General features: G+C 33.2%; 14 protein-coding genes. 3 read left to right on the forward strand and 11 right to left on the reverse strand.

Features of this window, described 5'->3' with window-relative positions; all coding sequences use genetic code 11:
- Nucleotides 1–178 precede the first annotated feature (178 nt).
- The 5 genes from CM54_RS08335 to panB all read right to left on the reverse strand — a co-directional run bounded on the left by CM54_RS08335 (nt 179) and on the right by panB (nt 4,755).
- Nucleotides 179–1,624 carry a TcaA second domain-containing protein gene (locus CM54_RS08335; RefSeq protein ID WP_037550586.1) on the reverse strand — a complete coding sequence of 482 codons (1,446 nt, stop codon included), beginning with the start codon at nt 1,622–1,624 and terminating at the stop codon, nt 179–181.
- Nucleotides 1,625–2,518, reverse strand: coding sequence for a zinc ribbon domain-containing protein (locus tag CM54_RS08340; protein ID WP_037550589.1), 894 nt, complete (start codon nt 2,516–2,518; stop codon nt 1,625–1,627).
- A 188-nt stretch (nt 2,519–2,706) separates the two neighbouring features.
- Complete coding sequence (gene panD / locus CM54_RS08345) at nt 2,707–3,090, reverse strand: aspartate 1-decarboxylase (protein ID WP_037550592.1); 384 nt, start codon at nt 3,088–3,090, stop codon at nt 2,707–2,709.
- Nucleotides 3,090–3,944 (reverse strand): pantoate--beta-alanine ligase, encoded by an 855-nt coding sequence (gene panC / locus CM54_RS08350; RefSeq protein ID WP_037550595.1) that lies wholly within the window; start codon nt 3,942–3,944, stop codon nt 3,090–3,092. The genes panD and panC overlap by 1 nt, the downstream gene beginning before the upstream one ends.
- Nucleotides 3,937–4,755 (reverse strand): 3-methyl-2-oxobutanoate hydroxymethyltransferase, encoded by an 819-nt coding sequence (panB, locus tag CM54_RS08355; protein WP_037550596.1) that lies wholly within the window; start codon nt 4,753–4,755, stop codon nt 3,937–3,939. The genes panC and panB overlap by 8 nt, the downstream gene beginning before the upstream one ends.
- A 75-nt stretch (nt 4,756–4,830) precedes the next feature.
- Between panB and CM54_RS08360 the strand changes: the two genes are divergently transcribed.
- Nucleotides 4,831–5,706, forward strand: a complete 876-nt coding sequence (locus tag CM54_RS08360) for an oxidoreductase (protein ID WP_037550599.1) — start codon at nt 4,831–4,833, stop codon at nt 5,704–5,706.
- A gap of 66 nt (nt 5,707–5,772) precedes the next feature.
- Here CM54_RS08360 and budA read toward each other — a convergent pair whose 3' ends face one another.
- The 5 genes from budA to CM54_RS08385 form a co-directional block, all read right to left on the reverse strand.
- Nucleotides 5,773–6,477: an acetolactate decarboxylase gene (budA, locus tag CM54_RS08365; RefSeq protein WP_037550602.1), complete on the reverse strand. Its 705-nt coding sequence runs from the start codon at nt 6,475–6,477 to the stop codon at nt 5,773–5,775.
- Nucleotides 6,478–6,609: 132 nt separating this feature from the next.
- Complete coding sequence (gene alsS / locus CM54_RS08370) at nt 6,610–8,274, reverse strand: acetolactate synthase AlsS (RefSeq protein ID WP_037550605.1); 1,665 nt, start codon at nt 8,272–8,274, stop codon at nt 6,610–6,612.
- Between the two features lie 59 nt (nt 8,275–8,333).
- Nucleotides 8,334–9,284: an L-lactate dehydrogenase gene (locus CM54_RS08375; protein ID WP_002454082.1), complete on the reverse strand. Its 951-nt coding sequence runs from the start codon at nt 9,282–9,284 to the stop codon at nt 8,334–8,336.
- Nucleotides 9,285–9,694: 410 nt separating this feature from the next.
- A complete protein-coding gene (gene cidR, locus CM54_RS08380) occupies nt 9,695–10,579 on the reverse strand; it encodes a cidABC operon transcriptional activator CidR (RefSeq protein WP_002432944.1) in 885 nt (294 codons plus the stop codon).
- A gap of 29 nt (nt 10,580–10,608) precedes the next feature.
- Complete coding sequence (locus tag CM54_RS08385) at nt 10,609–11,304, reverse strand: YoaK family protein (protein WP_002432493.1); 696 nt, start codon at nt 11,302–11,304, stop codon at nt 10,609–10,611.
- A gap of 375 nt (nt 11,305–11,679) precedes the next feature.
- Here CM54_RS08385 and CM54_RS08390 point away from each other — a divergent pair, with 375 nt between their 5' ends.
- The gene (locus CM54_RS08390; protein WP_030059074.1) at nt 11,680–13,128 is read left to right on the forward strand and encodes an APC family permease; all 1,449 of its coding nucleotides are present in this window, start codon (nt 11,680–11,682) and stop codon (nt 13,126–13,128) included.
- A 101-nt stretch (nt 13,129–13,229) separates the two neighbouring features.
- Here the strand turns inward: CM54_RS08390 and CM54_RS08395 are convergent, their stop codons facing one another.
- On the reverse strand, nt 13,230–14,567 hold the full coding sequence (locus CM54_RS08395; RefSeq protein ID WP_030059072.1) for an aspartate aminotransferase family protein: 1,338 nt from the start codon (nt 14,565–14,567) through the stop codon (nt 13,230–13,232).
- 280 nt (nt 14,568–14,847) lie between these two features.
- Between CM54_RS08395 and CM54_RS08400 the strand changes: the two genes are divergently transcribed.
- Nucleotides 14,848–15,276, forward strand: a complete 429-nt coding sequence (locus CM54_RS08400; protein WP_002432723.1) for a hypothetical protein — start codon at nt 14,848–14,850, stop codon at nt 15,274–15,276.
- Nucleotide 15,277 lies beyond the last annotated feature (1 nt).

Below are 15,277 nucleotides of genomic sequence, written 5' to 3' on the forward strand. Positions count from 1 at the left end.
TTTTTAATTAGTAGCCATACAAAGTACATTGGTTTCATATTATCTTTAGTTAACAAATTCAATTTATATTAAAGAAATAGATTTGAAAGCTAAAAACTAAATAAAAAAGCTTTAGGAAGTTAAGACAATTTTATGCCCAAGCTTCCTAAAGCTCATCTTTTAAAAATTATTTTAGTAATTAAATTCCTTCATAGACTCCTGATGAAATGTAGTTGTTGTCAGAGTCTGTTTTATATATAAATTTAATTGGAGTGTTAATACGGTATGTATAAACAAGTTTCCCTTTATTATTCTTTACCTTTACGATATTTTCACCGCTACTTTGGTAGGGTTGCAGCTCAAAAGAATAATCTTTACTTTCAAAATTATCATTTTCATACTTCTTAATGATATTTGTCGCTTCTGTTTGCGTTAAGTCAGCCTTCACTCTTTTCTCAGTATTATCTTCTTTATCCTCATCATCTTTACTTTTATGATCTTCAGATATACCTTTGTCGCCATCGTCCCTATCTTTCTTTTCTTTGTCATCTTTATCAGAGCCACTAGAGTCATCAGACTCATTAGATTCATCTTCGTATTTATTGATTTCTTCACTATTAAAAGATAGTTCGATTGTCTTATACTCTTCAGTTCCTTCCGGCAATCCTACACGTTCACTATTTGTCTTAACTGTATGTTTTCCAATTTTTCCCTCTAAATGAACCACAATATTATCATTTGAATTGTATGGTCCATATACTTTATTTTCATCGAAACGTTCATCAACTTTATCATTAATAAACAACTTAATATCATTTACTTTATAAGTATGATTAGGCTTAATCATAAAGCGTTTTTCTTTAAAATTCTCCTTAACGATAGAACGTGCTGGTGTCATTAAAATAGTTATATTACCCTTGAATGTTTGATTACCAACTTGTTTTTTGGCATCGAGTTGATAATTACCAAGTGGAAATGTGCCTACTTCAACGGATTCATCCTTTTTTAAATTGATAGTATGAGTTTGACCATTGTAATCATAATTAATTTTCCCATCATCATGTGAATACATTGCTATAGAATATTTAGGAATATTAAACGTGTAATGGTCAAACACTCCAAAACGTTTACCATTTTTCTCTATTTTAATAATTGCTAATTGATTGATACTTATTGTATGCGTCTTAGCTTTAGACGTCTTCAAATTTTTCAGACTATCTTTTAAATCTTGAGAAAGTTCATTTAATTTTCCTTCATTTTTTAAAAATCGAAGATATGCATGTGCTTGATTATCATTAAGCTTCTTTCCATCAGAAGTGAGTAATTTAGAAAGTTGACGATGGTCTTCTTTCTTAAGTGCATCTGAAATTTGATCCACACTTTGTTCTGGAGACAGTTGATGCTTTAAAAATATGAACACACTTATTAAAGTAATGGCGATGACTGCTACTAAAATTGAAATAATAATTAATGGTTTATTCGGTTTCTTAAATTGATAAGCATCACTATAACGCCCTGGGGGATAAGGTAGACGTACATCATTTCTAGACATAGACTGTTCAGAGTAACCTGTAGGTTTACCACAACGTGTACATACTTTATGATTGGGATTTAATGGATTTCCACAATATTTACAAAATCTCAATTAAATCACTCTTCCGAACAATCTACTTAAGTCTTGCATTACTACACTTTCAATCACGTTTTCCCCAAAGATTAAAGCTATGATGGCTATAGTAAATATCAAAATAATCACGCCGTAAACACCTGAAATTCTAGTTTCATACAATGAACTATATTTCCCGAGGATATACGCGGGTGATATTGTAAAAAATAGATACATAACAATAAAAATAAGTGCCGCAAATTTATATGAATTTAATGCAAAAATTATTCCTGAGAAAATTAATAAAGCTACCGTAAACGTATTGATGATTACATAATCTGATAATAATTTATTGAACTTGATTTCAGGAATAACTGTTAATCTTACCACCGCATATGTAATTCCAATATGAATTGCTAAGATAATAGCTAAACTTAAAACAAATCTAAGTAAGATATCTTCTTTTTGTATTTCAAATAAACCTACTTGACTCGGAATAAGCATAGTAGTAAATAAACTTATCAACAGTAGTCCTGCAACAATAAGAGTAATCAGTATTCTAAAACTAAATGTTTGATTATCTTTAATAACTTGATCTGGTCGTTTAAAAGCATTAATAAAAAATTCTTTTAATTCATTAAGAAAATCTTTCTCATTTGTACGTGCCTGTTCAAATGTTTGATTAACAGGATGATGTGTATCATTTTGATTGACTACAGATTGATTAATATTTTGATGATGATTAACATCCGTAAGTGTTGATTGTACATGCTCCTTAGTTTCTTTAGTTCGTTTATCTAATGTCTCTTTATTTGTAGTTTCTGATGATGTTATCCCAGTAGTTTCTGTAGTAGCAGATTGAAGCTTAGTACCACAGTTACCGCAAAAGACGTCTTCTGGTTGAATATTCTGGCCACATTTAGGACAATTCATAGATGTTTGGACCTCCACTATTAAGATATTTTAGATTATATACCATATTTATATTGTTATCTATATAATTTTATATTTATATAATAATATTAGTGTTATCCTAGTTTTTAATATAAAAATTGCCGAGCTACTCATTAGTAACTCAGCAATAATCTTTAATATATCTTTAAGTTTTAGGTATTACTTTTTTATAGCACAATCGAGTTCTCTTTCTCATGTATCATTTCTATAATTTCATTGTACTCATTCATAACTGCTACTTTGGGTGAATGATTTTTAACTTCTTTTTCATTTAATTGTGCATAAGTCATTATAATGACGATATCACCCACTTCTACTAAACGAGAAGCTGCACCATTTAGACAAATTTTACCGCTTCCACGTTCTCCAGCAATAACGTATGTTTCAAATCTGGCACCATTATTATTATTCACAATAGCGACCTTTTCATTAGGTAAAATATCCACCGCGTCTAAGATATTCGAATCTATCGTAATACTACCTACATAATTTAAGTTTGACTCCGTGACCCTCGCTCTATGAATCTTAGAATTCATCATCGTTCTTATCATTATTTGCCCTCTCCAATAATCATATTATCTATCAAACGTGCTTTTGAAAATTTAACTGCTAGTGAAATAAAAACTTGTCCGCTCATCCATTTCTGTTCAACTAATTCTGGATAACTGTAGATAGCTACTTCATCAACGTGTCCACTAGTATTGTTGTTTAAATAAGAAGTAATACTTTGAATGATGACACAACTTTGTCTCTCACCTTTTTCATATAAATCACGTGCAATTTGCAAACTTTTATTTAAATGAATAGCTTCTTTTCGTTCTTCTTGAGTTAAGTATACATTTCTAGAACTCTTAGCTAACCCATCCTCTTCACGTACAATATCGACACCAACAATTTGAATAGGATGATTAAAGTCTTTAACCATTTTTTCAATTATAGCTAACTGTTGCGCATCCTTTTTCCCAAAATAAGCATAATCAGGACTAACGATATTAAATAGTTTATTTACTACTGTGACTACTCCTTCGAAGTGCCCTGGTCGTTGTGCACCTTCAAGCACTTCAGCTAAACGTCCTACCTTAAGCGTAATATCTAGCTGATCAGGGTACATTTCCTCCACACTAGGATAAAAGACGTAATCAACATTAATACTTTCTACAGCTTTAACATCCTGGTCAATTTGACGTGGATATGCATCAAAATCTTCGTTCGGTCCAAATTGTAAAGGATTAACAAATACACTAATGACTGTTACATCATTGTTCTCAACTGACATACGCATCATTTTTAAGTGACCATCATGTAATGCTCCCATTGTAGGTATAAAGCCTATTGTCTTCCCTTGAGAACGGTATGACTTCACAATCTCTTGCATATCATTAATAGTTGTAACGATTTTAGTCATTGATGTCGACCTCGCTCATAATCTTTTTCTTATACGTGTGAGCTTCTGAAGGGAATTCACCTGACTTCACTTCATTATCATATTGTTTTAAACCACCCACACCAACTGAAAAGTCAGCATATTGTTTTACAAATTTGGCCTGTCGATCTATACCATAATTCAACAGATCATGGTAAACCAATACCTGACCGTCAGTCTCTTTCCCGGCGCCAATGCCAATCACTGGTATCGTTAATTGTTGGCTAATAACTTGAGCTAAATCACTAGGAATTGCTTCTAATACTAGAAGCACTGCGCCTGCTTCTTGCATAGCTTTTGCATCTTCAATCAGTTGTACTGCCGCTTCCTTCGTTCCTCCTTGTAATTTATATCCCATCACACCAACACTTTGTGGTGTAAGTCCTAAATGAGAAACAATGGGAATACCCATACGTGTTGCTTTTTGAATAAATGAAACAAGATGTGCACCTTCTACTTTTAAAGCATTCGCCTGTGTTGCTTGATAAAGTCTAAGTGCATATTTCAAATCGTCCTCATCGCATATACCTACAGTCCCTATAGGCATATCAACAACTACAAATGTGTTAGGTGCACCCCTTCTCACAGCCTTTCCATGATGAATCATATCTTCAACGGTCACTTGAACTGTACTTTCGTATCCTAATACGGTCATTCCAAGTGAATCTCCAACTAAGATCATGTCAATCCTAGCTTGTTCTGCTTGCTTTGCACTCGGAAAATCATAAGCTGTTACCATAGAAATTTTAGTTTGCTCGTCTTTCATCTTTATCAATTGACTTAATGTTTTCAATTCATTTCAACCTCAATTTCCTTTATTATTAGCAATAGTATAATGAATTGCACCAAGAAAGGAAAGAATTATATTATGACAATTGCCGTTATTGGTCCAGGGGCTGTTGGAACAACGATTGCTGCTGAATTAAAAGCTGTCTTACCTGATACACAACTCATTGGTCGCCATAATAAAACAATGACCTATTTCCCGGAAAATACTTCTCAAGCACAAAACGTTGATGTTGTTTCATACGATAACACGCATCATTCATTCGATGTCATAATCATCGCTGTTAAAACACATCAACTTCAAAACGTCATTAAGCAATTACCAACTATAGCCCATAAAGATTCACTTATAATCTTAGCCCAAAATGGTTATGGTCAATCACAACATATTCCTTACCAACATGTTTATCAAGCTGTTGTCTATATTAGTGGTCAAAAAAGAAACGATAAAATCACTCACTTTCGTGATTATCGTTTACATTTACAAGACATACCAGATACTCGTAAGTTAAAACAACAGCTTTCTTCTTCTAAGATTGAACTTATTTTAGAAAGTGATATCGAAAACAAAATTTGGTATAAACTTCTTGTTAACTTGGGAATTAATTCAATTACGGCTATAGGGCATCAACCCGCTAAAATATTACAATCAGCACATATGAAAGAAATATGTCGTTCTATTCTTAACGATGGGTTACAAGTTGCTCAATCTGAGGGGATTCATTTTCCAGATCAGACACTCGATGACATTATGAAGATTTATCAAGGTTATCCTGATGAAATGGGAACAAGTATGTATTATGATGTTTTAAATCAGCAACCCTTAGAGGTTGAAGCTATTCAGGGGTATATCTATCAAAAGGCTAGATTTCATAAACTTAACACGCCTTATCTAGATACAGTTTATACTTTCTTAAAGGCTTATCATCTTAAATTTACAGAAACCAAAGATTTATAATTGAATATCAATTCATAAAAAAATCCCAAAAGCGACATTATCTATCGCCTTTGGGATTCACTTTTGTTATTCAGCTTCTCTAATTTCATCTTCAATATCTTGATAGTCAATTTCAGCGTCAGTAAATGATTTCGCATCTACTGGGAAGTGTTGTTCAAACGTTTCAAAGTTTTGAATCTCTACATTAACATTATCTACTTCAAACTCTAATATGTGACCACCAAAGTCGCGGTCATCATTAGCAAAGTGAATGTGGAATCCTGCTGAACCCACCCCATGGAACAATTCTGGTGTGAAGAATCCAACAATAGAACCTTTGATATTTTCACGTGTTTCTTCAGGTTGTCTACGTGCTGAATCAATAAGACGTGTATAAGGTGGTTCTTGACCAGGCATCATACGTACATGCATCTTTTTAAATGTACCTGAAATTTTCACAGCAGAAAACATATTTTCGCTTGTCATCTCTTTTTTAACTTCATCAAAAACATCGTCTTGATTTTTATCTGAAATACTGAAATTTTTGTCTGCCTTAAACTGAGTGACTGTAGCATATGGTGTCATTTCATCGCCAGTTAATTCAATAAATTCTTTATGTTCATTTGCATGGTAAGCTTTACCATCTATAAAAATGACCTCACCATTTGAACCTGTAAGTGTCCCAATACCTAAATCCCCATGTTCTAGTAACTCATTAACTGAAGCAGTTCCTTCTAATAAACCTGCCATCAAAGTTCCTAGCGTTCCGTGTTGGTACAATACATTAGTCATATTACTTTTCACTCCTATTAATATTCATTTCTTATTACTTTAAGAAACGCAAACTAAAGATGACCTATCTCTCTAGAATGCGTTCTTTTTTATATCCTGGAAAATGATTTAACAAACACATACGCTTTCAAATTAATTTAAAGCATTCGGTAACATGTTTGTAGATAATTTAACATTATCTTCGTAGTTAACTGGGATATCGATTAATACAGGACCATCTGTTTCATAACCTTCTTTTATAGCTGCTTCTAACTCTTCTTGGTTAGATACACGTAAACCTTTTGCTCCAAAAGATTCTGCATATTTAACAAAATCAACGGCACCAAAGTCTACACCTGAAGAACGTTGATATTTCATTTCTTCTTGGAATTCAACCATATTATAGCGCCCATCATTCCAAATCAATTGAATAATGTTTAAGTTTTTACGTACAGCTGTTTCTAAATCTTGAGCTGAGAATAGGAAACCACCATCACCAGCTACAGAGACAACTTGTGTGTTAGGACGGACAAGTGCAGCTGAAATTGCCCAAGGAAGTGCCACTCCAAGTGTTTGCATACCGTTACTAAATAATAAATGTCTTGGATTATAACTTCTAAATTTACGTGCCATCCAAATGTAGTGACTTCCAACATCTACAGTTACTGTAGTATCATCAGTTAAAACTTTTTGCATAGATTCAATGATTTCAATTGGGTGCATCACATCATCTTTATGCGTCGCTTTAATACCAGTAGCCTCAATAATCTCTGCTCTTAATTTTTCAAGTTCATCTAAATGATCTTGATTAATAAATGGTTCATCAACATGTTCTGAAATAAGTTCAATTGTACCAGCGATATTACCAATTAATTCTTTGACTGGTTGCATGTAGTTTGTGATTTCTGCTTGAACTTCATCGATATTAATAATTTTAGTGTCTAATTCTTTATTCCAGTTACTTGCTTCATATTCGATTGGATCATAACCAATTGTGACTACTAAATCACTTTTTCTTAATAATTCATCACCAACTTGGTTTCTAAAGAGACCTACACGACCGAAGAAGTGATTTTCTAATTCACGACTAATCACACCTGCACCTTGGAATGTTTCAACGACAGGGAGATTTGTTTTTTCAACTAACTGACGAATAGCTTCTGTTTCAGCTTGGCTTGAACTTCTCATACCAGCTAATAAAACTGGGAATTTTGCATTTTTGATAGCATCAATGACTGCTTGAACATCTTTTTCAGCTGGTACACCAAGTTGAGGTTGTTGACAAAGTGAAATTGCTTTAGCTTCAACTGGTGAAGAGATAACGTCTTGTGGAATACTAATAAAACTTGCACCATTTTTACCTGACGTTGCAGTACGCATGGCATTAGTCATCACTTCTGATAAAGATTCTGGGTCTTGTACTTCAGCACTATATTTTGTAGATGATTTTAATAGTGCTGCGTTATCAATACTTTGATGTGTTAAACGTAATAAGTCATTGCGTTTAACTTGACCACCGATTGCTAATACTGGATCACCTTCAGATGTAGCAGTAAGTAATCCAGTTGTTAAATTACTCACTCCTGGACCACTCGTTACAAGTGCAACGCCTGGTTTACCAGTTAAGCGTCCGATTCCTTGTGCCATCATTGCAGCATTTTGCTCATGACGTGTAACAATTAATTCTGGACCATCATCTTCTAATGCATTGAATAAGTAGTCAATTTTTGCTCCCGGAATACCAAATACATATTCAATTCCATTATTTTTTAAAGTGTCAATTACCATATCTGCTGCTGAATATTGTTTGTCAGCCATTCATTTCATATCCTTTCAAAAATTTAATTTCTTTATTTCTTTTGAATTTTAAGCATGCGTTATACTAAATGTTTAATTGAGTCGTAAGTTTCTTCAAGTGTTTGAACTGATTGCTTAAATAATTGTTTCTCTTTATCGCTTAAAGGTGTTTCATATATTTTAACTGCACCATTTTGGTTAATTAATGTTGGGACACCTAAGTAAACTTCTTTATGTCCATATTCCCCATTAAGTTGACTTGATACAGTTAAAACACTATTTTCGTTATTTAATAATGCTTTAGAAATTCGTAAAAGCGCTAAAGCTATACCATAATAAGTAGAACCTTTAGCTTGGATGATATCGTAAGCAGCATCTCTAGTGTTCACATATATTTCTTCAGCTTTAGCTTCACTGCCTGTTTGTTCTTTTAAAGTATCAAATACTGAGATACCTGCAACATTTGCTTGAGACCAAACTGCAAGTTCAGAGTCACCATGTTCACCGATAATGCTTGCATGTACACTTGATGGCACAACATTTAGCTCTTGGCTAATTAAATATCTAAATCTCGCACTATCAAGAACAGTACCTGAACCAATAACGCGTTCAGCTGGTAAGCCTGTGACTTCTTTAACATAGCGAGTTAAAATATCAACAGGGTTAGCTGCGATTAGGAAGAAACCATCGAAACCACTATCCATTACACTTGATACAATACTTTTCATAATTTTAGTGTTTTTCTCTACAAGTTGTAAGCGTGTTTCTCCTGGTTTTTGTGGTGCACCTGCTGTAATGACAACTAAGTCTGCATCTTTACAATCGCTGTATTCCCCAGCTTTTACTACGACTGGTGATGCACTGTAGAGTGCGCCGTGATTTAAATCTTTCACGTCTGCTTCTACTTTATCTTTCGCAATGTCAATGATGACAAATTCATCTGCAATCCCTTGAGTAACCATAGCAAATGCATAGCTAGAACCTACTGATCCATCACCAATTAATACAACTTTTTTACTAAATTTTTTCATTTTAACGACTCCTTCGCAATAAAGTGACACAATTAATGTGCTTAGTTTTATTTTTATAATATTTTCATTAAAATAACTAGAATTTTAATTGTCCTTAGTTATAAAATCATTATTTCAGTGACGAAATTGTTACAATTTGTTCAAAATGTTTTATTTAGTGACTAACTTTATTACATAATTAATTATAGTACGAAAACATGTATTAATAAAATACATAATAACGATTATAAGTATTCTTAAAAGGAATGGTTTATATATAGAAAAATATAATATATCAATAGCTATGAGATCTTTTAATCATAAATCGTGGTAAATAATATACGCGTTATGGAAACATTTTTCTTTAATTTTATATTCTCTTATAAACTAAAACGACCTCTAACAAATTAATTAGAAGTCGCGTTTAAAATTTATTTAACTGGTTGGAGTGTTGAAATAAAGTCTATCCACTGGCGTGTTACATAATTTAAATAAGCATCTTTTCTCCATATGGCACCTAAATGCCATGAGAGTTCTACATTTTCTAATTGAATGGAAGTTACATTATCTCCCATTAAACGTACTAAACTTTCAGGTACAATACTAATACCTATACCTTGTTGAATCATGTTAGCAATAAAGCTAATTTGTGAGATATTAGCGACTGTCTTAGGATAGAAACCTATACGTTTACAATTTTCTATAATTTGATCTTTAAGATAATAATCATCGTGGAACAATACAAATTCTTCATTTTTTAATTCTGCTAGGTCTACCTTTTCCATATCTGAGAGATGATGATCGTTACTGACTACTAGTAATAACTCTTCATTGTATAAGGAAACAGAATGGAATAATGAATGGTCCACAGGCAACGTTGTTATACCTATATCTACATCGTCATTAGCAGTTAAGTTCTCTACTATTTTCCCTCCACCTTCAATGACTTCGTATGTCACATTAGGGTATAACTTGTGAAATTGATTAAGCGCATTTGTAAACATTTGAACATTCATCATGGGTGAAAGTCCTATCTTAATATGGCCCTTTTGAACATTGACTACATCGTTCATTTCTAATGATAGTTTCTCAAATAGAGCCAAAAATTCTAGACTATTGTCATAAAATGTTTGGCCAATATCTGTCAATTTAATTTGTTTCTGAGAACGATCGAATAAAGTAATATCATATTCATTCTCGATATTCTTTATAGCTTTACTAATCGTTGATTGAGCAATATATAAATGTTCTGACGCTTGTGTCATTCCCCCTTGGCGAACGACTTCTACGAAATATTTTATCTGTTTAATTTCCATTTCTTTACTCATCCTTATGCAAATTAATATTACTGAATATTACGTTCTCTGCGATAAATCAGAAAGCTATAAAATATTAAAACGCTAATTAAAATGAATGCAGCTATTAAAATTGTATAGATTCCCATATATTTTTGAAGTAACGCAGATATAATAGCCCCCACAACAAAACTTATTACTATTCTAATGTAAAGCAATGATTTACTCAATTGTACTTTGTCTTTATTTATAATAAATTCACTTAGCGCAATCACAGCTTTTTTTAAATTACCTGTTGAAAATGTGTTAGCATATCCTTCACCTTCTATTTTACCAAACGCAGTAGTAAGCATGGCCATACTAAATGCTAAAGGTGGAATAATATAGATGTTCGGTATTGATGCAGGTATAAAACCCACTGTGATGCTACTCATTGTGATTGGTAGTAAAGCGATAAGACGCCAATATCTTGTAGCTATTTTCGCATGTATTAATGAAACAAACATGACACCTATCATAAATGAGATAACTGAAATAATCTTTAACAATCCACCATCAAGGTTATGATGAGAGACTTCAGAAGCTAGAAAGATGAGGTTACCAGTTTGACCCGCTGCTAAAGTGCCTCCACGTTCTAAAAAGGTATAAGCATCTATATATCCACCAACAAATGTCAATGCAATAGCCATCTCTTTAAATTGATAAATATTTTGTGTGAGATATTTGTCTAATGAAATAGCTACCACCTCTTTTCTATTTTTTCAATCATATTTTACACCTTGCCACTATAGAATGTTAATTTATCCGTTTTATAACCCTTAAATGTAAATTGTAAAATATTGGTAAAAATTTCGTTAAAAATTCTATTTTTATTTTTTGTATATCTGATATAATCAAGTTTATCATTTCGTGAAATGCTTACATTTGATTTATTCATCAAAAGAGAGATAGAAAAGCTTTAATTTTTCAGAATTTTTAGACAAAATAAGAAAATTCTATGCTATGATATAAATTATTAGAAATAGCTGGTCACTCGTGTTGTTTATATAAGGACTATAACAATCTCTATAAACACCATGACTGCTCGAAATAGATGTCTTATTAGTAAGTGGAGGTTTATTATGTCTAGTTTTTTTAACCGGATTACTCGTAAAGAGAATCCAACAATTTATCAAAATAAAGATGGACACCTTAAACGCACATTACGTGTTCGTGACTTTCTTGCGTTAGGTGTCGGTACAATTGTTTCTACATCCATTTTCACTCTACCAGGAGTTGTTGCTGCAGAGCACGCCGGTCCAGCAGTAGCTTTATCGTTCCTATTAGCAGCTATAGTGGCTGGTCTTGTAGCTTTTACATATGCTGAAATGGCATCGACTATGCCTTTCGCAGGATCAGCATATTCATGGATTAATGTATTATTTGGAGAATTCTTCGGATGGGTTGCTGGATGGGCATTACTTGCTGAGTACTTTATTGCGGTAGCCTTTGTTGCTTCCGGATTTTCAGCTAACTTAAGAGGTCTTATCGCCCCGATTGGTATCACATTACCTAACGCGTTGTCGAATACTTTCGGCAATAAAGGCGGTGTAATAGACATCATCGCTGCTGTCGTAATTATATTAACTGCGTTATTACTTTCTCGCGGTGTGACTGAAGCTGCTCGCATGGAAAATATCCTAGTTATACTTAAAGTTTTGGCAATTATCTTATTTGTCATTGTTGGTTTAACAGCAATCAACTTTAGTAACTTCGTACCATTTGTGCCTGAGCACAAAGTTACAAAATCAGGTGATTTTGGTGGATGGCAAGGTATATATGCTGGTGTATCAATGATTTTCTTAGCATATATTGGATTTGATTCAATTGCTGCAAACTCTGCAGAAGCTATTAACCCTCAAAAAACAATGCCTAGAGGGATTTTAGGTTCTCTTGCAGTAGCCATTGTACTATTTGTAGCCGTGGCATTAGTCTTAGTTGGTATGTTCCATTACTCACAATATGCAGACAATGCTGAACCAGTAGGTTGGGCTCTACGTAAAAGTGGCCATGGAATTATAGCGGCAGTGGTTCAAGCGATTTCAGTTATCGGTATGTTCACTGCTTTAATCGGTATGATGTTAGCCGGATCACGATTATTGTATTCATTTGGTCGCGACGGATTACTACCTTCATGGTTAAGTCAATTAAATCATAAGCACTTACCAAACAGAGCTTTACTTATTTTAACAATTATTGGTGTGGTAATAGGTTCAATGTTCCCATTCAACTTTTTAGCACAATTAATTTCTGCAGGTACACTCGTAGCATTTATGTTTGTATCACTGGCAATGTATCGCTTAAGAAAACGTGAAGGTAAGGATTTACCAAAACCAGATTTCAAATTACCATTATATCCAGTATTACCAGCTATTACATTTGTACTCGTATTACTTGTATTCTGGGGACTAAGCTTTGAAGCTAAATTATATACTTTAATATGGTTCGTTGTAGGTATTGTTATTTACTTACTTTATGGACTGAAACACTCTAAGAAAAATGATGAAGAAGAATATCACGCACCGAAATAATAAATACTAAGTGGCACAAGTGTTGTTTTTACAGCACTTGTGCCTTTTTTATAAAAAAGATCCTCATTTAGTTTTAATAAAATGAGAATCTTTTTGATTCATTACCATCCTTGACCGGTAATTTCATACTGATCTAAGTTACCTTTTTCCAATGCTTTAAGTGCATTCTCAATGGTATCGAGTGCTGTATCAAGTTGTTCATAAGTAATTACTAGTGGTGGTTGAAATCTCAATACATTTCCTGCGACTGCAATGATTACAACTCCATGCTCAAAGCAATAATTACAAATTTTCAATGCTGCTTCTGAATCTCGTGTCTTAATTTCCTTATCAGACACAATATCTATACCTATTGATAATCCAACACCTCGTACATCTCCTACACTCTCAAACTGTGTCATCCATTGATTCATTCGCTGGCGTACGTAGTTCCCCTTTTCAGTGGCAGCGGTTAATAAATCTTCCTCTTCTATCATTTCTAATGTAGCTAATGCCGCTTCACAACTAACAGGGTTGGCACCTGTAGTAAATAAATGTGCTGGCGCTTCAAGGCTTTCCATAATTTCTTTACGACCTACCAAAGCTGACATTGGTAAACCTCCAGCTAGAGACTTTCCAAAAGTAATTAAATCAGGAGTAAAGTTAAAATGATCCACAGAACTCCATCTACCTGTACGTCCTAATCCTTGTTGAATATCGTCAACTGCAATTAAAATACCATGCTGGTGACATAAATCTTGTAGGGCTTCAAAATAACCTGATACAGGTTCAAGTAAGCCTCCATCACCTTGTATTGTCTCTACTACAATGCATGCGACCTCTTCTGCTGGAACGTATTTCGCAAACATTTCTTTAAGAGGCGCAAGATATTCTTCCACTGTATTAGATGTTGATTGTTCAAACATCCCTCTATATTTGTCTGGAAATGGAATATGATAAAAACCATTAAGTAATGGTCCATAGTGTTTTCGCATATTTAAGCTAATAGCTGACATCGATAAAGCGCCAAACGTTGAACCGTGGTATGCGTTTGTGAAACTAATCATATAGGGACGTCCGGTATATGCACGAGCAAACTTAATAATACCGTCATTAGCATCAGATCCAGTTAAACCAAACGTTACTCTTTTTTCAAAATCTCCAGGAGCTATTTCACAAATCTTCTTTGATAAACGTACAAGTGGTTCATGATACATATATGCTGGCGTATAATGAACAAATTTTTCTGCTTGTTTTTTAATAGCATCTGTGACTTTCTTAGGTGCATGCCCCACATTTTGCGAACTTGCACTTGATAATAAATCTATATATTCCTTTCCATCTACATCTACTAGCGTCGCACCATAGCCATAATCAATAGCTAAAGGATAATATTTAATACGTCCTGACTTAGCGAAATACTTTTCATCTTCATTAATTAAATTTTTTGCTTTACTCATGATAAATTCACCTTCCCTAGGCTTTATCATCCATTTCTTATACTGTATTATTCCTTCTCATAACGCTTTTGAGTCACTTTTTATCAGTCTTAAAATGAATTCCCAGTAATATGATAGTACTCAATATACTAATAATTTTCTGATTTGTAAATATTTTCTGAATTATTAAAATTGTTTGGGTTTATTAATTTAAAAATGAATTCAACCACTCAAATAGAAATGTCTAAATTGTTTAATTATGGGAATAATAAAAAGTAAAATTATTATGGAGGATAAATTTATGTGGCTTAGATATGGTTATCATTTATTAAGTGCAATTGTCATCAGCGCTATATTATTAATCACTACTATTGTGATGGACGTTCTATTTCAAAAGACGCATTTAACCCAGCTATTACTTAATATTGATTTCTTAATTGACCCGAAGAAAGTGCCTACAATTGTTGAAGGGTTGATTCATTTAAGTATAGGTATCGTAATCTATATCGTTTTTTTAATTATTTATCATTACTCCAAGCCCCTATATTACTTAGCATTTGTTCCTTTAACGATTATTTTTATAGTCATGTACCCATTTTTAATTGCGATTGCCCAACGTTCATTGTTTAAATTCAGTTGGAATGCATATGCATTGTGGATGGAAGCTCATATCTTATTCATGATTCTCATGGCTATCAGTATACCTACGATTGCTAAGAAACACTTATAAT

The sequence above is a fragment of the Staphylococcus sp. TE8 genome (assembly GCF_000692055.1).
GTDB lineage: Bacteria > Bacillota > Bacilli > Staphylococcales > Staphylococcaceae > Staphylococcus > Staphylococcus capitis.